Origin of the sequence: Caulobacter sp. LjRoot300 (assembly GCF_964253875.1) — a bacterium.
Lineage (GTDB): Bacteria > Pseudomonadota > Alphaproteobacteria > Caulobacterales > Caulobacteraceae > Caulobacter.
Genome location: NZ_CAXUSA020000008.1, coordinates 21056 through 39678, shown reverse-complemented (window position 1 = coordinate 39678; position 18623 = coordinate 21056). Strand labels below are relative to the sequence as shown.

The window sequence follows — 18623 nt, the reverse complement described above, 5'->3', positions numbered from 1 at the left end:
ACGGGAGGACGCCATGAACACCGTCGTCAAACTCAAGCCGCGCGCCGAGACGATCGCCGCGCCCGAGACCGCCGCCCAGCGCCGCGTGCGCCTGGGCAGCCACGGCCTGGCCTGGTTGTTCGCCGGCCTGCTGGTCCTGTCGACGGCGATCCTCGCCACCGCCCTGGCCACCATGCTGTTCTACAAGGGCGAGTTGGTCCGGATCGGGCCCGACAACTGCTACATCGGCGAGGGCCCGCCCAACTCGGTCGCCTTCGGCTCACTGCCGCTGCCGCACCGGCTGATCTACTGCCTGGTCGGCGTCGTGCGCGCGACGCCGATCATCATGCTGTTCTGGAGCCTGCGCGCGTTGTTCCACCTCTATGCCAGGGGTCGGGTGTTCTCGCCCGAAAACGGCCGAAGCTTCAGTCGGATCGGCGGCTGGCTGTGCGCCTACGCCCTGTCGCCCTTCGTCTGCCACCTGTTCCTCAGCGCCACGGGCTACGAGATCGACAAGAACTGGGCCCACATGGCCAGCCTACAGGCCTTCGTGCTGGGTTTGCTGGTCTTCGTGATCGGCCAGGTGATGCAGGTCGGCCGCGAGATCGAGGAAGACCGCGAGGCGTTCATCTGATGCCGATCATCCTTCGCCTCGACGTGATGATGGCCAAGCGCAAGGTGCGCTCCAACGTGCTGGCCCGCGCCATCGGCGTCACCGAAGCCAATCTCTCCCTGCTCAAGTCGGGCAAGGTGAAGGGCATGAAGTTCGGGACCCTGGAGGCGATCTGCGCCTTCCTGCACTGCCAACCGGGCGACATCCTCGAATACGCGCCCGAGGAAACGCCGGACCAGCTTCCCCACCACGAGCAGGACACGCTCAAGCGCGCCTGACGGCGCTTCACCCAGGAGACATCGATGCGACTGTTTTCAACGCCCGTTGCGGCGATCGCCCTCGGCTGCCTGCTGCTTGGCGGCGGCATGGCGACGGCCCAGCCCGCGACCTCGACCCGCGCCACGCTGGCCGTCGACAGCGGGACGCTGGCCTACGAGACTTGCGGCGCCGGCCCCAAGGCGATCGTGCTGCTGCACGACGGCATCCTGCACTCGGCCGCGTTCGACGACGTCTGGCCGATCCTGTGCCAGCGCTTCCGGGTCGTGCGTTACGATCGCCGGGGCTATGGCGCCTCGTCTCCCGCCTTGGCGGCCTATGCTCCGGCCAAGGATCTGGAAGCTCTGATGAAGGCGGTCGGGCTGGAGCACGCCACCTTCGTCGGCTCGTCGTCGGGCAGCGGGATCGCCGTCGACTACGCCCTGGCTCATCCCGAGGCGGTCGATCGCCTGGTGCTGGTCGGCCCCTGGGTCAGCGGCTTCGACGTCTCGCTCGGCTTCATCGCTCGCAGCCTGAACCTGGCCGCCAAGGTGAAGATGGGCGACCTGGAAGGCGCGGTGAAGGACCCCTACATCCTGACCAAGACCGCCGACGCCGAGCGCGCCCGGGTGGTGGCCTGGCTGAAGGCCAATCCCGGCAATCTGGGCGCCGGCGCGCGCGAGCGGCCGCTGGCCGTCGCCAAACCTCGCCTGGGCGAGATCCAGGCGTCGACCCTGATCCTGGTCGGAGAGGTCGACATCAAGGACGTGCAGGAGCAGGCCAAAGCGCTGGAGACCTTGATGCCGCACGCCCAGAGGATGGTCGTACCGGCCAGCGGCCACTTTCTGTATCTCGAACGCCCGGCGACCTTCGCCGAGATCATTCGCGCCTTTGTCGAGGAACAGCCCTAGCCAGAGCGCGGGGCGCGATCAGCTCTCATGCGCCTTCAGCGCCGTCTTCAGTTCCTCGACCATCATCTCGCGCAGCCCGGGCGGCGAGACGATCTCCACCGCGTCGCCCCAGGTGAACAGGTGCCAGGACAGCTCCAGCATGCCGCTGGCCCGGAAGGCGACGGTGACCGAGCCGTCCGGGTCCTGGGTCACGACCTGGTTGGGATGGAAGCGCCAGCGCAGGGCGTCGTCGGCGCGGGCCGGCGCGATGCGCAGGACCACGTCCTCGATCTGGCCGTGATAGATGCCGAAGCTCTCGTCGGCGAAGGCCTGCAGCGAGAAATCCTCGGGCGGCGGGGCCGGCTCGTCCAGGGCCGCCACCGCCTGCATGCGGTCCAGGCGGAAGGTGCGCGGACGAGGGTCCTTGCCCTCGGTCGCCACCAGATAGTTGCTGTGGCCGAACAGGATGCCCAGGGGCGTGACCTTGCGCGTCCGGCCCGGCGCGCTGCCGCCCTCGTAGCGGAACGACAGGGCCTGCAGGCCCTTCACGGCCGTGCGGATGGCGGTCAGCACCTGCTCGCTCTCGAACGGGCGGGGGCCGGGGTGGACGGCGATGGTCTCGGCCTGGACCAGGGCCTCGACGTCGGGGGCCACCTTGCGCCGCGCCGCGCCGCGCAGGGCCGACAGCAGCTTGCGCTCCAGGGCGTAGAGGGCGGCCGCCCGCCCTTCGGCGCCGCCGGCGGCGTAGCTGTCGGCAGCGGTGCGCAGGGCGGCCAGTTCCTCGGCGGTCGGGGTCTGGAACAGGCTGTCCAGGCCGGACGGAATGCGAAAGCGCCTGGTCGGCGGATCCTCGATCGCCTCCATCTGCGGAAAGGCGGCCCAGACGGCGTCGCGCATGCGCTCGGCCGTGCGCCGGCCCACGCCCATGGCGCGCGCCATCTCGTCCAGGGTCAGGCCCTCGGACGATCCGGCCAGCGTCCGGGCCAGGTCCAGAAGTCGGGTCGCCTTGTCGTGTCGCATGGCCCGATTCTATACGACCGTTTTTGACGCAGAACACCTTCAAAAGCGACTCTGAAGAAACCGCCGGACAGAACGCCCGATCTGGAGCCTCGCCCATGAACCGCCTTCTCACCCAGGATTGGCACCTCGCCCCGGTCAGCGCCGCCATGATCTCGGCCGTACTCGGCTTCGCCGACATCCACCGCGACCTCGGCGGCGGGCGCACCCTGATGCGGCTGAGCCCCGAACGCGTGCTGCGGGCCGACATCATCCTGCTGCTGGGCCGCGACGCCGAACGGGCCGCCGACATCGGCCTGGTGTGGGACGACCGCGAGGACCAGATCGTCCGGATCATCGACGACGCGGCCTTGCGCGCCTCGCGACAGGCGGCCTGGGAGGAAGCCTTCGACCTTTTCGAAGCCGACGACCGCGACCAGACGCCGCAGCGGCTGTGCGCCTGAACCGCCATCGGCGGGCGTTCGGTCGCAGGCTTCGCCCCGGCGATCTCGCCGGCAAGTTGTCGCCATCCAAAGCAATTGCTGGCCCTGACGGTTATAGCGTCAGATCGACACATGCCCTAAGATTGTAGATATAGATCTGCGGAGTTTTCCCGATCAGCAATCCTTCTCCAGCAAGAAGTTCCGGGTTCATCCATTTTAAACGAGCGGCCGACATCCTGATCACGAGCAAAATGCTCCCGGCTGTCAAAATGACGTCGGACAACCTTGAATAGGAACACGTCGAATGCCGCTGAACAGCGTCAACACCAACTCGGGCGCGATGATCGCCCTGCAGAACCTGAACAGCACCAACAGCGAACTTCAGGTCACGCAACAACGCATCAACACCGGCAAGAAGATCGGCAACGCCAAGGACAACGGCGCGATCTGGGCGATGGCCAAGGTCCAGTCCTCGACCGCCGGCTCGCTGAACGCGGTGAAGGACTCGCTGCAACGCGGCCAGTCGACCATCGACGTGGCCCTGGCCGCTGGCGACACCGTCACCGACCTGCTGGGCAAGATGAAGGAGAAGGCGCTGGCCGCTTCCGACACCTCGCTGAACACCGCCTCGTTCAACGCTCTGCAGTCGGACTTCACCTCGCTGCGCGACCAGATCACCAAGGCCGTCACCAACGCCAAGTTCAACGGCGTCTCGATCGCCGACGGCACGACCACCAAGCTGGCCTTCCTGGCCAACGCCGACGGCACCCAGTTCACCGTCAACGCCAAGACCCTGTCGCTGGTCGGCCTGGGCCTGTCGGCCACCTCGACCTTCACGACCGCCGCCGCGGCCAAGACGATGATCGACACCGTCAGCAAGGCCATGGGCACGGCGACCAACAAGCTGGCCTCGCTGGGCACCAGCTCGACCGGCCTGGACACCCACCTGACCTTCGTCGGCAAGCTGCAGGACAGCCTCGACGCCGGCGTGGGCAACCTTGTCGACGCCGACCTGGCCAAGGAAAGCGCCAAGCTGCAGTCGCTGCAGACCAAGCAGCAGCTGGGCATCCAGGCGCTGTCCATCGCCAACCAGTCGAGCCAGTCGGTCCTCAGCCTGTTCCGCTAAGCGGTTCGGACGTCGAGTTCAGCACCTTGAAGGGCGGATCCTCGGATCCGCCCTTTTTCCTTTGCGCATGCACGCAAGACTCGCCCCGCGCCGAGCCGGCGCTACCAGATGTTGTATTGCCAGGAACAGCCTCCCAGCCAGCAGAGTCAACGCCAGGTTAAGATTCTCACCAGGACTCTCAGTCACAAGAACTCGATTCAACACCAGGACTTGCGTCGAATCGAATTGACTAACGAGACATTATCCACGCCGCGAAAATAGCTGCGACACTTTTACAATATCGAAAGCACGACCGTGGATGCTGGCGACGAGCAAAATGCTCCCGACCGTCAAAACGACGTCGGCAACCTTGAATGGGAAACCGCCGAAATGGCTCTGAACAGCATCAACACCAACTCGGGCGCGATGATCGCCCTGCAAAACCTGAACGCCACCAACAGCGAACTTCAGGTCACGCAACAACGCATCAACACCGGCAAGAAGGTCGGTAGCGCCAAGGACAATGGCGCGATCTGGGCGATGGCCAAGAACCAGTCCTCGACCGCCGGCTCGCTGAACGCCGTGAAGGACTCGCTGCAACGCGGCCAGTCGACCATCGACGTGGCCCTGGCCGCCGGCGACACCGTCACCGACCTGCTGGGCAAGATGAAGGAAAAGGCCCTGGCCGCTTCCGACACCTCGTTGAACACCGCTTCGTTCAATGCGCTGCAGTCGGACTTCAACAGCCTGCGCGACCAGATCACCAAGGCCGTCACCAACGCCAAGTTCAACGGCGTCTCGATCGCCGACGGCACGACCACCAAGCTGGCCTTCCTGGCCAACGCCGACGGTTCGCAGTTCACGGTCACCGCCAAGACCCTGTCGCTGACGGGCATCGGCCTGTCGGCCAACGCGACGTTCACGACCGCCGCCTCGGCCAAGTCGATGATCGACAGCGTCAGCAAGGCCCTGGGCACGGCGACCAACAAGCTGGCCTCGCTGGGCACCAGCTCGACCGGCCTGGACACCCACCTGACCTTCGTCGGCAAGCTGCAGGACAGCCTCGACGCCGGCGTGGGCAACCTGGTCGACGCCGACCTGGCCAAGGAAAGCGCCAAGCTGCAGTCGCTGCAAACCAAGCAGCAACTGGGCATCCAGGCGCTGTCGATCGCCAACCAGTCCTCGTCGTCGATCCTCAGCCTGTTCCGTTAAGCACAGCGTACCGCGTAAGCGTAGGAAGGGCGGGTCCTCGGACCCGCCCTTTTTCCATGGGCCAGCCCCGCCTATTGGGCGGCCGCTGGCAACGCCTTGCCCATCCGCACCAACGGCACCTGCACCCCGCGGGAGGTCGGCGCGAGGAACCGTTCGATCTCGCGATAGCCGCAGGCCCTGTACAGCGGCTCGCCGGCCAGGGTTCCGGCCAGTTCGCAGCGCGTGAACCCTTCCCCCGCCGCCGCGGCCTCGCAGGCGTCCAGGATCAGCCGCCCGACGCCTTTGCGGACGTGGTCGGGGTGGGTGTACATCGCCCGCACCCTGGCCGCGTCGCGGGCCGGATCCAGCAGGGCCGCGTCGCGCCCGGCCGAATGGTCGCCGCCGAACAGGGTGGCCCGCCGGCTCCAGCCGCCGCAACCGGCCAGGTCTCCATCATCCTCCACGACGAAATAGGTGCCGTCGGCGATCAACTGGCTGTCCAGCCCCATGACGTCGAACGAGGCCGCCACCTCGTCCGGGGCCAGGAAGGGCCTCAGCAGTTCGCCGATCGAGGCGTTCATCAGCTCACGCAGGGCGGGCAGGTCCTCGGGAACGGCGAGGCGAAGGGTCAGGCTCACGGGGCGGCTCCGTCTGGATCGCCGCGAGTCTGGCGGCCCGCCGCGCCCGCGCCAAGGCCGTTCGACCACCGCAGCGACGGTTTTCAGCTCTGCCTGAAAAAAATTCCATGACAACGTTGTCACGAAAGCGGTCTTGAGCTATAGAGATTTCAGCCCTTCTGGGCGTTTCCTCCTATGCGACTTTCGGCCGTCTTCTCTCCTGTGGAAGGCGGCCTTTCTTTTGCCTGTCGCCTAGCTCTTGCCCGGGCTCAGAACCGGCGGCCGATCCGCGCCAGGCGCTCTCGCGGTCCGGCGCCTCGCCGCTGGCGGCGACGCGGGCCTCGAAGTCCATCACCTGCCAGGTCCAGGCGTCGTTGCCCGCGTGGATGACCACGGCGTAGTCGTTCATCTGCACCTGGGCGAAAGGCATCGGTCGGCTCCCTGTTCTACGGAGCAGACTTAAGGGCTCAAGATCGCTCGATCGTGGCGCGGGTTTCCACGGACGGGAAAGGCGGCGTGGAGTTTTCGTGCAGGCCTCAGGCCGTGACGATCCGGCCGTCTTCGACCCGCACCGGCCACGGCGACAGCCGCGCGCCGACGCAGGGACCGCCGACGCAGGCGCCGGTGTCGGGCGCGAACAGCGCCCCGTGCCAGGAGCAGGCGATCAGCTGGCCGTCGTCGGTCAGGTATCGGTCCAGCACCTGGGCCAACGGCAGGCCGGCGTGCGGGCAGCGGTCGACATAGCCGAACGCCGCCCCGCCTTGGCGCACCACGAAGCCGTGGAAGCGCTTGTCGCCGATCTGGAGCACGTAGTTCCGCGCCCCGGGATCGGCGATCTGGTCGAGCGGGCCCAGGGTCACGCCGGCCGGCGTGACCCAGACCCGCCCGACGGACTCGGTCTCGGGCGCGGCCCCTGGACTCAAATGCGCTCGACCGTCTGCTCGATCGCGCCGAAGACCGAATGGCCCTTGGCGTCGCGCATCTCGATGCGGATCGTGTCGTCGCCCATCAGGAACGGCGTCTTGGGCGCGCCGCTCAGGAGGGTCTCGACCGTGCGCAGTTCGGCCAGGCACGAATAGCCCACGCCGCCCTCGGCGATCGGCTTGCCGGGTCCACCGTCAGGGCCGCGGTTGCTGACCGTGCCCGACCCGACGATGGTGCCGGCCGCCAGGGCGCGGGTCTTGGCGGCGTGGGCCACCAGGGTCGCGAAGTCGAAGGTCATGTCGACCCCGGCGTCGGCCTTGCCGAAGTCCTCGCCGTTCAGGGTGACCAGCAGCGCCCCGTGCAGCTTGCCGTCCTTCCAGGCCTCGCCCAGCAGGGCCGGCGTCACCGCCACGGGCGAGAAGGCGCTGGCCGGCTTGGACTGGACGAAGCCGAAACCCTTGGCCAGCTCGTCCGGGATCAGGTTGCGCAGGGAAACGTCGTTGACCAGCATGACCAGGGTGATGGCCTCCAGGGCCTCCTCGCGGGTCGCCCCCAGCGGCACGTCGCCGACGATCACCGCCACCTCGCCCTCCAGGTCGCAGCCCCAGGCCGAGTTGGCCAGCGGGATGGTGTCGCGCGGCCCCAGGAAGCCGTCCGAGGCGCCCTGGTACATCAGCGGATCGGTCCAGAAGCTTTCGGGCATCTCCGCTCCGCGAGCCTGCCGCACCAGCTGCACGTGGTTCACATAGGCGCTGCCGTCGATCCACTGGTAGGCGCGGGGCAAGGGACTGGCGGCCTCGTGCTCGTGGAAGCGCTCCTGGGGCACGCCCCCGTGCTCGAGGCTCTCGGCCAGGGCCTTCAGCATCGGCTCGCAGCGCTCCCAGTCGTCGAGGGCGGCTTGCAGGGTCGGCGCGATCGTTCCGGCGTCGGTGAACCAGGCCAGGTCGTTGGAGACCACCACCAGCCGGCCGTCGCGGCCGCCCTTCAGGGACGCAAGCTTCATGGGCGCTTCCTCTTTGCTTCGTTGTTGGGCCGACCGGCGTCCTAGGGCAGCTTGGCCTTCGGAAAGCCGGTCCAGCAGGCGTCATAGTCGGCCTGAAGCGCTGAAGTCTCCAGCGCGAACTTCGTCGGCCGGATCACCCAGCGGCTTTCGAACATGAAGGCCATGGTCCCGTCGATCTTGTGCGGCCCGAGTTCCGCCTCCGTCGCGCCCTTGTGGCTGGCGACGTCTGGGCCATGGTCGCTCATCATGTTGTGCAGGCTGGCCCCGCCGGGCGAGAAGCCGCCGGCCTTGGCGTCGTAGGCGCCGGTGACCAGCCCCATGAACTCGCTCATCACGTTGCGATGGAACCACGGCGGCCGGAAGGTGTGCTCGGCCACCATCCAGCGCGGCGGGAAGATCACGAAGTCGATATTGGCCGTGCCCGGGATCTCGCTGGGCGCGGTCAGCACGGTGAAGATCGACGGGTCGGGATGGTCGAAGCTGACCGTGTTGATCGTGTTGAACCGCGCCAGGTCGTACTTGTAGGGCGCGAGGTTCCCGTGCCAGGCCACCACGTCCAGCGGGCTGTGGTCCCAGATCGCGGCCCAGAGGCCGCCCTGGAACTTCTGGATCACCTGGGTGGGGTGGTCGATGTCCTCGAAGGCCGCGACCGGGATCAGGAAATCGCGACTGTTGGCCAGGCCGTTCGAACCGATCGGTCCCAGCTCGGGCAGGCGGAACCCCTGGCCGTAGGTTTCGCAGACATAGCCGCGCGACGGGCCGTCCAGCTCGACCCGGAACCGCACGCCGCGCGGGATGACCACGATCTCGCCGGGGCCGGCGTCGATCAGGCCCAGCTCGGTGACGAAGCGCAAGCGCCCTTGCTGCGGCACGATCAGCAGCTCGCCGTCGGCGTTCTGGAACACCCGATCGATCATCGAGCTGTTGGCCAGGTAGAGATGGGCGGCCATGCCCTGCTGGACAGCGACGTCGCCGTTGCCGGCCAGGGTGACCAGGCCGTCGACGAAGTCGGTCGGCGTCTGGGGAACCTCCAGCGGGTCCCACCGCAGCCGGTTGGGGGTGAGGACCGCAGCATCGAACGGCCCGCTCGCCAGGGCCTCCTGGATGTAGGGCGCATAGGGCCCGTGGCCGGCGCTGGGCCGCAGGCGGTAGAGCCAGCTGCGGCGGTTCTCGTGGCGCGGCGCGGTGAAGGCCGTGCCCGACAGCTGCTCGGCATAGAGGCCGAACGGTGGCTTCTGCGGCGAGTTCTGCCCGACCGGCAGGGCGCCGGGCACGGCCTCGCTGGAGACGTGGTTGCCGAAGCCGGATTGGTACTGGAGGTCCATGAGCGTTTCCGTGACCCTCTGGCCGTCATTTATCGTTGTCATCCCGGAAGCCTCGCAGAGGCTGTCCGGGACCCAGGGGAACCGCACCGCATCAGCCCGGTCCCCTGGGTCCCGGCTCTACGCTACGCTTCGGCCGGGATGACACGGAAGGGGAATTCGGGAGAAAGCCCTAAGCCTCGACCGTGATCACCCCGCGGCGGATCTGGTCCAGCTCGATGCTCTCGAACAGGGCCTGGAAGTTGCCGTTGCCGAAGCCCTGGTTGCCCTTGCGCTGGATGATCTCGAAGAAGATCGGCCCGAACAGGTTCTCGGTGAAGATCTGCAGCAGCAGGCCTTCCTCGCCGACCTTTCCGTCCAGTAGGATGCGGTTCTTCCTCAGGCGCTCCAGGTCCTCGCCATGGCCGGGCACGCGCTTGTCGACCAGCTCGTAATAGGTCTCGATGGTGTCCTGCAGCTTGACGCCCCGGGCTCGCAGCTTCTCGACCGTGTCGTAGATGTCGTCGGTGGTCAGGGCCAGGTGCTGGATGCCCTCGCCGTTGTACTGGCGGATGAACTCCTCGATCTGGCTCTGGTCGTCCTGGCTCTCGTTGAGCGGGATGCGGATGGCCTTGTCGGGGGCGATCATCGCCTGGCTGAACAGGCCGGTGGCCTGGCCCTTGATGTCGAAATACTTCTGCTCCTCGAAGCCGAAGACGTCGCGGTAGAAGGTCGACCAGGTGCGCATCTGACCGCGGCGGACGTTGTGGGTCAGGTGGTCCAGCAGGTCGAGGCCCACGCTGTTGGCCGCCTCGGCCTCGGCCGCGCCGGGGACCGGCGTCCAGCTGGAGAACACCGCGTCCGGACCGGCCACCAGGTACAGCATCGAGCCGCCGATGCCTTCCAGCACCCGCGCGCCCTCGCCCAGCACGGTCAGGCTCGCGTCGGCCGCCACGGCGCCCCGCTTCAGGGCCTCGGCATAGGCCTGGTCGACGTCGGCGACGGTGAACGCCATGCCGTTGGCCGAGGGGCCGTGGGCGGCACGGAACTCGGCCACCTGGCCGGCGGGCTCGTCATTGACCAGCAGGTTGATGCGGCCCTGCTTGTAGCGGGTCACGGCCTTGGTCGGATGGGTCGAGGCTGGGACAAAACCAAGCTGCTCGAACAGCGCCTTCATGGCGGCGGGCTCGGGGCTGGTGAACTCGACGAAGGCGAAGCCGTCGAGGCCCAGGGGGTTTTCGGTGGTGATCGTCATGGGATGGCTCCAGCGAAGCGATCGTGATGGAAAGGTGGTGCGCCCTCGTCCTTCGACAAGCTCCGGATGAGGGCGAATGCAGCGGCGGCGCGATCTCCGTCACACGGCCAGGGCCGCCGGCAGGGCGGCGATCAGGCGGTCGTTGTCGGCGGGGCGGCCGATGGTGATCCGCACCCAGCCGCCGGGCACTGGCGTGGGACGGACGATGAGCCCTTCGCGCAACAAGCGCGCGGCGGTGGCTTCGGCGCCGGCCGGGCTGCGCAGGAACACGAAATTGGCGGCGCTTCGGGTGCGCTCCACGCCCAGGGCGTCCAGCGTCGCCTCGACGCGGCCGCGCTCGGCGATGGTCAGGGCCACGGTGCGCTCCAGGTGCTCGACGTCGTTCCAGGCGGCCAGGGCGGCGGCCTGGCTGATGGCGGTGACGTTGAATGGCGGGCGGATGCGGTCCAGATAGCCGACCAATTCCGCCGACGAGCAGATCCCGTAGCCCACCCGCAGGCCGGCCAGGCCGTAGGCCTTGGAGAAGGTGCGGCCCGATACCCAGGTCCCGCCCCAGGCCTTCAGCAGGGCCAGGGTGTCGAAGGGCTCATGGTACTCGCGATAGGCCTCGTCGATGAAGACCACGGTCGAACGCGGGGTGACGGCCAGGATCTCGGCCAGGTCGACGCCGGAGAGGGCCGCGCCGGTCGGGTTGTTGGGCGTGCACAGCACCAGCAGCTTGGGGCCCTTGGCCGCCTCCAGCTTGAAGGCCTCGACGTCGAGGTCGAAGCTTTGGAGACGCGGCACGTCGATCAGGCTGGCCTCGGCGCAGCGGCCGAAGATCTCGTAGGCCGGGAAGGTCGGCGAGGACAGCAGGATGCTGTCGCCGGGATGCAGCACGGCGCGGAACAGGTAGTCGATCAGGGCCTCGGAGCCCGGGGTCATGACGATCCGGGCCGGATCGACCGCCAGCCGCGCGCCGATCGCGGCGCGCAGGGTCTCGCAATAGGGGTCGGGATAGATCTCGGGGCTGGCCAGGGCTTCCTGCACCGCTTGCGCGACCTTGGGGCTGCACCCCAGCAGGTTCTCGTTGCTGGCCAGCTTGGACAGGTCGGCGCGGCCGGCCAGGCGTCCCGCCTCCGCCAGGGTCATGCCGGCCTTGTAGGCGCCCACGCCCTCCAGCGCCGGACGCACCGGCGAGACCAGGGCGGGCGACAGGGACTTTTGATCGACAACCAGCATGCGCCGCGCTCCGGAAAGGGTTCGACCGGCAGGATAGGGCTTCCGCGGCGACGAAGTGTGGCGATGATGACCGTAATCAAACCGCATATGGTCATATTATGCCAATATTGTTGCAAACATTGTATATTCGGGACCGCTCCATGAGAGAAGCGACCGGGGACATGCCCTTGGGCGTGTCCCCAACGGGCGCACGGAGCAGGCTTGGGGACACGCGCGAGCGCATGTCCCCGGCCGGAGGGAGCCGGCAGGCTGGGGAGGCGGCGGAACGTCCGGGGCGCGCCCGGTGTAGAGTTTGGAGAGTACCGTTTCGACACGTCACGGGCGCTCCGCGCGGCCGGTGGACGAGAGCCTTCGGATCGCGGATTTTTAACCCGCTCCGATGGAGGCCCCCGGCGGGCAGGACGTTGGCTCCGTCCTGGACCGCGCGGGCGATTTCAGCCCGCGCCTGGTGCGTTTCGCCGTTCGGCCCCGAGGGGGTGTTCCCGCCGTCTGGTCCGGATCGCCCGAGGCCCCGTCCGGGACCCCCACGCTCCGCCGACCGACCCGAAGGGCCCTTCGACGCCGGCCGGCGGACGCTCCCCGCTCGACCGCCCCCGCCGCCCGTCAGGTCGCCAGCTGGACGGCCTCCCCTGCGGCGGGACGAGGACAATTATGGGGGCGGTCTGGGAGGGTGAGGACAAAGCCGGGTCGAAAAAGTCCAGAACGTTGACATCGCTGAACTTTGTTCGCTATCCGCCGAGCGCAAAGCCTCATGCCCCCGTGATCCGATCGAGATTGGCGATCAGTCGCTTGAGCAGCTTTTCCAATTGCAGCGCCTCCCGTTCGCTGAAGCCCTCCAGCGCCTGAGCATTCCCGGCCAGCAACACGGCCACGGCGTCGGGCATCCGCGTCCGCGCGGCGTCGGTGAGGGTGACCCGCGCCCGGCGGCCGTCGGTGGGATCGGGCGTGCGCTCGATCAGGCCGTCGCGCTCCATTCGGGCCAGCATCTGCGCCATCGGCGGCTGTTCGGTGCGGGCGACACGCGCCAACTCGGCCTGCGTGCTCGCCTCTCCGTCGCGCAGGGCGACCAGCACGGGCAGGTGGCCGATCCCGAAGCCCAAGGGCTTGAGCCGCGATTCGCTGAGACGGGCGAAGGCGCGCGCCGCCAGGCTGATCAGGTGGCCGGGCGTGGAGAGCACATCCTGGGTCATCGCCGCGTTGTCATCTCCTCTTGCCGTCGTCGTCGCTGCGCAATTACATATGCACATATGTAATTGTCTGGAGCAAGCCTATGGACCCGCGAGCCGCCCTTCTCGAACGCCTTTATGAGCGGTTCAACGCTCGCGACATCGACGGGGTGCTGAGCGCCCTCGCCCCCGAAATCGCCTGGGCCAACGGCATGGACGGCGGCCATGTGCATGGCCACCAGCGCCTGCGCGCCTACTGGACGGCACAGTGGCGGGTGGTCGATCCTCATGTCGCGCCGGTCGGCTTCGAGCACCGTCCCGACGGCGCGGTCGTGGCGCGCGTCATCCAGACCGTTCGCGACCTGAACGGCAACCCGCTGAATGGTCCTCAGGCCCATAGCCTCAGGGACAAGACCATCGGCCACGTCTTCCGCTTCGATGGCGACAAGGTAGCGCGGTTCGACATCGAGGAGGACCCGCAGGCGGATCTTCCGAACGTCGGCTGAAGGGTGAATTGGGGGCGGTTTCGCGCAGCGGGCGTCAAAGCGCCTTCGGAACGATAGCCTCGGGCGGCCGCGCGTCGCCTTAGCTTGATCGAGCAGCCACTTGCCGCCCTCTATTCGCTGCTGTGACATACTGTTCCGCTGGTGCTAACCGTTGGGCGCTCGGAAGTGTCCAGCGCGATAGGAGCGGGGCGTTATGAGGGCGATATGCGCCGGCGTGCTAGGCTCGATTGTGCTTTTCGGGTCAGCCGTTCCCGCAAGGCCGCAGCAACAATCCTTTCCCGAACACGTGATCGCCAATTCGCAGGTCCGGGCGCTTCCCGTCACTGCCAATGGGCGTCATTACCAGCTGCACGTCGGCCTGCCTGACAGCTACGGCAAAGACCCGTCCAGGCGTTATCCGGTCGTCTATGTCACCGACGCCTATTGGGACTTCGCGAAGATCAAGCTCATAGGCGGCGCGCTCGCATATGATCGGGTGGCGCCGGAGTTCATCACGGTTGGACTGGGCTACGCTGGCGAAAACCTCAATTACGGCGATCTGCGCCGCTGGGAGCTTGCGCCCGCGCCGTTCGGAGACAATGGCGAGAACTCGGGGCACGCCGCCGACTTCCTGCGAGAACTGAAGACCAGGATCGTCCCCCTCGTAGACGCCGAATATAGAACCGACCGCTCATACCGCGTTCTCGCGGGGTCCTCGCTGGGCGGCACGTTCGCACTATACACCATGCTCAGCGACCCCGATCTGTTCCAGGCTTACGTCGCGGCGACACCGGACGTGACGTTGGGAAACGATTGGCTCTTCCGGTACGAAGAGAAATTCGCGGCGTCGGGCGCCGGCCTGAAAGGACGACTCTTCATGACGGTAGGCGGGAATGAACAGCCCGCTTATCTGAGCGGAATTATCCGTTTCAATCAGCGCCTGGCTTCACGTCGCTATCCTGGACTGGACTACCAATTCCGCATCGTTGAAGGCGAACGTCACAGCGGCGGCGTCTTCGAAGCCTATACCCGCGGCTTGGGTCACGCCCTCCTGCCACGGGCGCCGGAATCTGGGCCCGCGCCCGGGCCCTGACGAAGCGCGCGTCCTCGCCCCTACCGCCACCATCGCGCCGGGCCACGGACCGGACCGGCCCCCTACTCCAGATAATCCAACGGCAGCGCCGTGGCGTCCTTGATCGTCTCCAGCACGAAGGACGAGCGGATGTCCTTGACCGCCGGCATCTTCAGCAGGCGCTTCATGGTGAAGTCGGCATAGGCGTCGAGGTTGGGGGCCACCACGCGCAGCAGGTAGTCGTAGCCGCCGGTCATGGCGTGGCAGCCCACCACCATCGGCTCGCGGCGCACGGCGTCGGCGAAGGCCTCGGCGGCGGTCTCGCTGTGGCGGTCGACCTGGACCTCGACATAGGCCAGCAGGTCCAGCCGCGCCTTGCGCCGGTCCAGCAGCGCCACATAGCCGGCGATCAGGCCCGACGCCTCCAGCTGCTTGACCCGCCGCAGGCAGGGGCTGGGCGACAGGCCGACCCGCTCGGCCAGTTCGACGTTCGTGACCGAGCTGTCCTGCTGGAGGATCTCCAGAATCTTCCGATCGGCGCGGGTGAGCTTCATCGTGACCTGGGTGGTGGGAAAATTAGCAGGATGTGACGGTCATAGCATCGATTGGGGACAGGCGCATGCGCCTGTCCCCGCCAGCGACCGCCAAAGCAAAACCCCCGGAGCTTTCGCCCCGGGGGTCTCGTTTACGCTTACTGTTACGCCACTAAACTTGTCGGGACTTTCAGTTGGCCAGGCGGCGCAGGAACGACGGGATCTCCAGATCCTCGCCTTCGTCCGTGGTCGGCTGGTCCAGGGGTTGCGACTGCGGACGGGCCGAACCGGTCTGGCGCGGCGCCGGGGCTGGTTGCTGCTCGTAGCGCTGCTGGCGACCGCCGCCGAACAGGCTCATCCAGCCGCCCGACTTCTGGGCCCGGCGGTCTTCGTAGGTCTCGCTGTACAGCGGCTCGTCCTCGGCCTCGGCGACCATCGGGTCGACGATGCGAGTGACGCGCGGGGCCGGCGCGGCGACGCGCGGCTCTTCCATCACCGGCTCCTCGAAGCGCAGGTCTTCCTGGGCCTCGGCGATCGGGGCGGGCTCCTCATAGGCCGGTTCCGGCGCGTAGGAGGCGACCGGGGCGGCGGCGGGACGCTCGATCGGGCGCGGCTCGTAGCGCATGCCCGGGCGGGTGGTCTCGGCGGCGACCGGGGCCGGCGCGGCCTGCGGCGCGGCGGCCTGAGCGGGGGGGCGGGTCTCGGCGATCAGCGGCTGGGCCGTGGTGTTGCGCGAGACGGGCTTGGGCTCGATCTGGGCGATGGAGGCGCCGTCCATGCCGGTGGCGACCACCGACACGCGGATCACGCCGTCCAGCGACGGGTCGAAGGCGGCGCCGAAGATGATGTTGGCTTCCGGGTCGACCTGGTCGGAGATGGCGTTGGCCGCTTCGTCGACTTCCAGCAGGGTCATGTCCATGCCGCCGGTCACGTTGACCAGCACGGCCTTGGCGCCCTTCAGCGAGACTTCGTCCAGCAGCGGGTTGGCGATGGCGTTCTGGGCGGCCATCAGGGCGCGGTCCTCACCGGTGCCCTCGCCGGTGCCCATCATCGCCTTGCCCATCTCGGTCATGACCGTGCGGACGTCGGCGAAGTCGAGGTTGATCAGGCCGGGCAGGACCATCAGGTCGGTGATCGAGCGGACGCCCGAGTGCAGCACCTGGTCGGCCATGCCGAAGGCTTCGGCGAAGGTCGTGCGCTCGTTGGCGACGCGGAACAGGTTCTGGTTGGGAATGACGATCAGGGTGTCGACATAGCGCTGCAGCTCGCCGATGCCGGCGTCGGCCAGGCGCATGCGGTGGCGGCCTTCGAAGTGGAAGGGCTTGGTGACCACGCCGACCGTCAGGATGCCGCGCTCGCGAGCGCACTTGGCGATGATCGGGGCCGCGCCGGTGCCGGTGCCGCCGCCCATGCCGGCGGTGATGAACACCATGTGCGCGCCGTCCAGGTGCTCGCCGATCTCGGGGAAGCTCTCCTCGGCGGCGCTCATGCCGACTTCGGGGTGAGCGCCGGCGCCCAGGCCTTGGGTGACCTGCACGCCCAACTGGATGCGACGGTCCGTCTTGGCGAACTGGAGCTGCTGCGCGTCGGTGTTGGCCACCACGAACTCAACACCCTCGAGGCCGGCCTCGATCATGTTGTTGACAGCATTGCCACCGGCCCCACCGACCCCGAACACCACGATACGCGGCTTCAGTTCAGTGGTACGCGGCGCGGAAAGAGAAATAGCCATGGGACCCTCGCGTCCTAAACGCCGAATTCGTCAACTACCGAGCGGATCAACCGCCGGGAGTCATCTCGACGATCGGGTTAACAGAACAACCACCAACCTTAATCGGTGGTTAACTGCATAAGCTGAGTCGGCCCGGGGTCGATCCCCACGGCAGGGAAAAAATCCAGTTATCCCAAGGAATCGCTGAGGAATCGCCCGCTCGCCCAACCTAGCTCGAAGGTTCGTGCGACGGAACGCCGCTGTCCGAAAAACCTTTGGAAAACCCGGTTTTCGAGGCCTCGAAAACTAGGCTGTGAGGTGTTTCCGACACTTAGATCGTAAACGTTCATGCTTAAGGTCTGTTAAGACTTGGTCGCTGTTCTTGGCGAGCTTGGCCAAGACGGAAAATTCGCTTGGTCACAAAAATTTACAGTCACGCGCCAGGGCGTGCGACTCAGCCAAGCTTGCGTCGGTGGGCGGCGAAGCGGGGCGAGCCCCGCGATGGTTCGATCACAGATTGTCGCGCAGCCAGGCCGCTGCCCGGGCGACCGGGCTGGCGTTGGGGTCCATCGGGCGCTTGCGGATCGCCGCTCCGGCCAGGGCCTTGGGCGAGACCACCTCGCGCGGACCGAAGGCCGAGCGGTGCAGAACGCCGGCCGCGGCGCAGAAGGCCGGACCCGATGCGGCGTCGGCCAGGTGCGGCACCCGGCGCGGACGGCCCAGGCGGACCGGGCGGTCGAACACCCGCACGGCGACTTCGCGCACGCCGGCCAGTTGGCTGGCCCCGCCGGTCAGGACGATGCCGGCGCCCGGCTCGACCGGCGCGCCCGAGGCCTTCAGGCGCTCGCGCAGCAGTTCCAGCGTCTCCTCGACGCGCGGCTGGATGATGCCCTTCAGCAGCGACCGGGGCGCGATCACCGGGCCCGCGCCCGGATCGTCGCCGCGCGGCGGCGCCTCGATCATCTCGCGGTCCTCGTTGGCCGAGGCGATGGCCGATCCGTGCAGGGTCTTGATGCGCTCGGCGCCGGCGACCGAGGTCTGCAGGCCGCGGGCGATGTCTTGCGTCACATGCCCGCCGCCGACGGCCAGGCTGTCGACGTGGCACAGGGCGCCGTTATTGAACACCGCCACCGAGGTCGAGCCGCCGCCCATGTCGATGCAGACCGCGCCCAGGTCCATCTCGTCCTCTTCCAGGGCCGCCAGGGCCGAGGCGAAGGGCGCGGCGACCACGCCCTCGAAGCTGAGGTGGGCCCGCTCCACGCAGTGGGCCAGGGTGTGGAAGATGTTCTCGTTGATCGAGACGACCAGCAGCTCCAGACCCAGGGCGCGGCCGAACATGGCCCGCGGGTCGCGGATGCCGCGCTGGCCGTCGACGGACCAGGCGATCGGCAGCAGGTGGATCGGCTTGCGGCCGGGGATGCGGACCTGGGCCAGGGCCGAGGCGATGGCCCGCGACAGGTCGCCGTCGCCGATCGGCCGGGCGCCCAGCGACACCTGGGTGTGGACGCGATGGCTGGCCAACTGGCCGCCGGCCGTGCAGACGCTGACGCCCTGGACGTTGACGCCGGCCACGGTCTCGGCCCGCTCCACGGCCTGGGCGATGGCCTGGGCCGCCTCGTCGAGATTGACGATCGCCCCGCCGCGCACGCCGCGCGATTGCACATAGCCGACGCCGGCCGTGGTCAGGGTGCGGTTGTCGCGATGGATCCCATCGGCCTTCATGATGAAGCAGGTGACCTTGGACGCGCCAAGGTCGACGGCCGCGACCGCCGGCTGACGCACCAGCGTCGCCTTCAAGCCTTCGCGGGCTTGTTTCCGGTCATCCAGTCGCGACATGGTTACAGTCACCTCACACACAAGTTC

The 18623-nt window shown here is 67.7% G+C and carries 20 protein-coding genes; 8 read left to right on the top strand and 12 right to left on the bottom strand.

Annotation, left to right across the window (positions count from 1 at the left end; translation table 11 throughout):
* Nucleotides 1-13 precede the first annotated feature (13 nt).
* Genes ACSQ2G_RS21490 through ACSQ2G_RS21480 form a run of 3 tightly spaced genes read left to right on the top strand, consistent with a single transcriptional unit; the run spans nt 14 to nt 1758 of the window.
* On the top strand, nt 14-613 hold the full coding sequence (locus tag ACSQ2G_RS21490) for a DUF2975 domain-containing protein (protein ID WP_436034384.1): 600 nt from the start codon (nt 14-16) through the stop codon (nt 611-613).
* A complete protein-coding gene (locus ACSQ2G_RS21485) occupies nt 613-870 on the top strand; it encodes a helix-turn-helix domain-containing protein (protein ID WP_436034382.1) in 258 nt (85 codons plus the stop codon). The genes ACSQ2G_RS21490 and ACSQ2G_RS21485 overlap by 1 nt, the downstream gene beginning before the upstream one ends.
* A gap of 24 nt (nt 871-894) precedes the next feature.
* Entirely contained in the window at nt 895-1758 is an 864-nt protein-coding gene (locus tag ACSQ2G_RS21480) for an alpha/beta fold hydrolase (RefSeq protein WP_436034380.1), read from the top strand.
* Nucleotides 1759-1776: 18 nt separating this feature from the next.
* Here the strand turns inward: ACSQ2G_RS21480 and ACSQ2G_RS21475 are convergent, their stop codons facing one another.
* Nucleotides 1777-2757 (bottom strand): helix-turn-helix transcriptional regulator, encoded by a 981-nt coding sequence (locus ACSQ2G_RS21475; RefSeq protein WP_436034378.1) that lies wholly within the window; start codon nt 2755-2757, stop codon nt 1777-1779.
* Between the two features lie 95 nt (nt 2758-2852).
* Here ACSQ2G_RS21475 and ACSQ2G_RS21470 point away from each other — a divergent pair, with 95 nt between their 5' ends.
* The 3 genes from ACSQ2G_RS21470 to ACSQ2G_RS21460 all read left to right on the top strand — a co-directional run bounded on the left by ACSQ2G_RS21470 (nt 2853) and on the right by ACSQ2G_RS21460 (nt 5493).
* Entirely contained in the window at nt 2853-3197 is a 345-nt protein-coding gene (locus tag ACSQ2G_RS21470) for a hypothetical protein (protein ID WP_436034376.1), read from the top strand.
* Between the two features lie 283 nt (nt 3198-3480).
* Nucleotides 3481-4302 carry a flagellin gene (locus tag ACSQ2G_RS21465; protein ID WP_436034374.1) on the top strand — a complete coding sequence of 274 codons (822 nt, stop codon included), beginning with the start codon at nt 3481-3483 and terminating at the stop codon, nt 4300-4302.
* A gap of 369 nt (nt 4303-4671) precedes the next feature.
* Entirely contained in the window at nt 4672-5493 is an 822-nt protein-coding gene (locus ACSQ2G_RS21460; protein ID WP_436034372.1) for a flagellin, read from the top strand.
* Nucleotides 5494-5564: 71 nt separating this feature from the next.
* On the opposite strand, the gene ACSQ2G_RS21455 is transcribed toward ACSQ2G_RS21460, so the two are convergent.
* The 8 genes from ACSQ2G_RS21455 to ACSQ2G_RS21420 all read right to left on the bottom strand — a co-directional run bounded on the left by ACSQ2G_RS21455 (nt 5565) and on the right by ACSQ2G_RS21420 (nt 12983).
* Complete coding sequence (locus tag ACSQ2G_RS21455; RefSeq protein ID WP_436034370.1) at nt 5565-6110, bottom strand: GNAT family N-acetyltransferase; 546 nt, start codon at nt 6108-6110, stop codon at nt 5565-5567.
* A 172-nt stretch (nt 6111-6282) separates the two neighbouring features.
* Nucleotides 6283-6519 (bottom strand): hypothetical protein, encoded by a 237-nt coding sequence (locus ACSQ2G_RS21450; protein WP_436034368.1) that lies wholly within the window; start codon nt 6517-6519, stop codon nt 6283-6285.
* 106 nt (nt 6520-6625) lie between these two features.
* A complete protein-coding gene (locus ACSQ2G_RS21445) occupies nt 6626-7012 on the bottom strand; it encodes a Rieske (2Fe-2S) protein (RefSeq protein ID WP_436034366.1) in 387 nt (128 codons plus the stop codon).
* On the bottom strand, nt 7009-8016 hold the full coding sequence (locus tag ACSQ2G_RS21440) for a fumarylacetoacetate hydrolase family protein (protein WP_436034364.1): 1008 nt from the start codon (nt 8014-8016) through the stop codon (nt 7009-7011). The genes ACSQ2G_RS21445 and ACSQ2G_RS21440 overlap by 4 nt, the downstream gene beginning before the upstream one ends.
* Before the next feature lie 41 nt (nt 8017-8057).
* The gene (gene hmgA, locus ACSQ2G_RS21435) at nt 8058-9341 is read right to left on the bottom strand and encodes a homogentisate 1,2-dioxygenase (protein WP_436034362.1); all 1284 of its coding nucleotides are present in this window, start codon (nt 9339-9341) and stop codon (nt 8058-8060) included.
* 169 nt (nt 9342-9510) lie between these two features.
* Nucleotides 9511-10572, bottom strand: coding sequence for a 4-hydroxyphenylpyruvate dioxygenase (gene hppD, locus ACSQ2G_RS21430; RefSeq protein WP_436034360.1), 1062 nt, complete (start codon nt 10570-10572; stop codon nt 9511-9513).
* A gap of 99 nt (nt 10573-10671) precedes the next feature.
* A complete protein-coding gene (locus ACSQ2G_RS21425; RefSeq protein WP_436034358.1) occupies nt 10672-11793 on the bottom strand; it encodes a pyridoxal phosphate-dependent aminotransferase in 1122 nt (373 codons plus the stop codon).
* Between the two features lie 749 nt (nt 11794-12542).
* On the bottom strand, nt 12543-12983 hold the full coding sequence (locus ACSQ2G_RS21420; protein WP_436034356.1) for a MarR family winged helix-turn-helix transcriptional regulator: 441 nt from the start codon (nt 12981-12983) through the stop codon (nt 12543-12545).
* Nucleotides 12984-13063: 80 nt separating this feature from the next.
* Here ACSQ2G_RS21420 and ACSQ2G_RS21415 point away from each other — a divergent pair, with 80 nt between their 5' ends.
* A complete protein-coding gene (locus ACSQ2G_RS21415) occupies nt 13064-13465 on the top strand; it encodes a nuclear transport factor 2 family protein (protein ID WP_436034354.1) in 402 nt (133 codons plus the stop codon).
* Between the two features lie 286 nt (nt 13466-13751).
* Nucleotides 13752-14537, top strand: a complete 786-nt coding sequence (locus ACSQ2G_RS21410; protein ID WP_436034352.1) for an alpha/beta hydrolase — start codon at nt 13752-13754, stop codon at nt 14535-14537.
* Nucleotides 14538-14599: 62 nt separating this feature from the next.
* Here the strand turns inward: ACSQ2G_RS21410 and ACSQ2G_RS21405 are convergent, their stop codons facing one another.
* From ACSQ2G_RS21405 to ftsA, 3 genes are all read right to left on the bottom strand, one after another.
* Nucleotides 14600-15070, bottom strand: a complete 471-nt coding sequence (locus tag ACSQ2G_RS21405; RefSeq protein WP_056760809.1) for an Lrp/AsnC family transcriptional regulator — start codon at nt 15068-15070, stop codon at nt 14600-14602.
* Nucleotides 15071-15239: 169 nt separating this feature from the next.
* On the bottom strand, nt 15240-16781 hold the full coding sequence (gene ftsZ, locus ACSQ2G_RS21400) for a cell division protein FtsZ (RefSeq protein ID WP_436034349.1): 1542 nt from the start codon (nt 16779-16781) through the stop codon (nt 15240-15242).
* A 489-nt stretch (nt 16782-17270) separates the two neighbouring features.
* The gene (gene ftsA, locus ACSQ2G_RS21395; RefSeq protein WP_436034347.1) at nt 17271-18596 is read right to left on the bottom strand and encodes a cell division protein FtsA; all 1326 of its coding nucleotides are present in this window, start codon (nt 18594-18596) and stop codon (nt 17271-17273) included.
* Nucleotides 18597-18623 lie beyond the last annotated feature (27 nt).

Excerpts from the sequence above, each read along its gene's own strand:
- ACSQ2G_RS21450 (WP_436034368.1), bottom strand. The coding sequence starts at position 6,519 with ATGCCTTTCGCCCAGGTGCAGATGAACGACTACGCCGTGGTCATCCAC.
- ACSQ2G_RS21490 (WP_436034384.1), top strand. The coding sequence starts at position 14 with ATGAACACCGTCGTCAAACTCAAGCCGCGCGCCGAGACGATCGCCGCG.
- ACSQ2G_RS21465 (WP_436034374.1), top strand. The coding sequence starts at position 3,481 with ATGCCGCTGAACAGCGTCAACACCAACTCGGGCGCGATGATCGCCCTG.
- ACSQ2G_RS21415 (WP_436034354.1), top strand. The coding sequence starts at position 13,064 with ATGGACCCGCGAGCCGCCCTTCTCGAACGCCTTTATGAGCGGTTCAAC.
- ACSQ2G_RS21420 (WP_436034356.1), bottom strand. The coding sequence starts at position 12,983 with ATGACCCAGGATGTGCTCTCCACGCCCGGCCACCTGATCAGCCTGGCG.
- hmgA (WP_436034362.1), bottom strand. The coding sequence starts at position 9,341 with ATGGACCTCCAGTACCAATCCGGCTTCGGCAACCACGTCTCCAGCGAG.
- hppD (WP_436034360.1), bottom strand. The coding sequence starts at position 10,572 with ATGACGATCACCACCGAAAACCCCCTGGGCCTCGACGGCTTCGCCTTC.
- ftsA (WP_436034347.1), bottom strand. The coding sequence starts at position 18,596 with ATGTCGCGACTGGATGACCGGAAACAAGCCCGCGAAGGCTTGAAGGCG.
- ACSQ2G_RS21405 (WP_056760809.1), bottom strand. The coding sequence starts at position 15,070 with ATGAAGCTCACCCGCGCCGATCGGAAGATTCTGGAGATCCTCCAGCAG.
- ACSQ2G_RS21460 (WP_436034372.1), top strand. The coding sequence starts at position 4,672 with ATGGCTCTGAACAGCATCAACACCAACTCGGGCGCGATGATCGCCCTG.
- ACSQ2G_RS21470 (WP_436034376.1), top strand. The coding sequence starts at position 2,853 with ATGAACCGCCTTCTCACCCAGGATTGGCACCTCGCCCCGGTCAGCGCC.
- ACSQ2G_RS21440 (WP_436034364.1), bottom strand. The coding sequence starts at position 8,016 with ATGAAGCTTGCGTCCCTGAAGGGCGGCCGCGACGGCCGGCTGGTGGTG.
- ftsZ (WP_436034349.1), bottom strand. The coding sequence starts at position 16,781 with ATGGCTATTTCTCTTTCCGCGCCGCGTACCACTGAACTGAAGCCGCGT.
- ACSQ2G_RS21485 (WP_436034382.1), top strand. The coding sequence starts at position 613 with ATGCCGATCATCCTTCGCCTCGACGTGATGATGGCCAAGCGCAAGGTG.
- ACSQ2G_RS21475 (WP_436034378.1), bottom strand. The coding sequence starts at position 2,757 with ATGCGACACGACAAGGCGACCCGACTTCTGGACCTGGCCCGGACGCTG.
- ACSQ2G_RS21425 (WP_436034358.1), bottom strand. The coding sequence starts at position 11,793 with ATGCTGGTTGTCGATCAAAAGTCCCTGTCGCCCGCCCTGGTCTCGCCG.
- ACSQ2G_RS21480 (WP_436034380.1), top strand. The coding sequence starts at position 895 with ATGCGACTGTTTTCAACGCCCGTTGCGGCGATCGCCCTCGGCTGCCTG.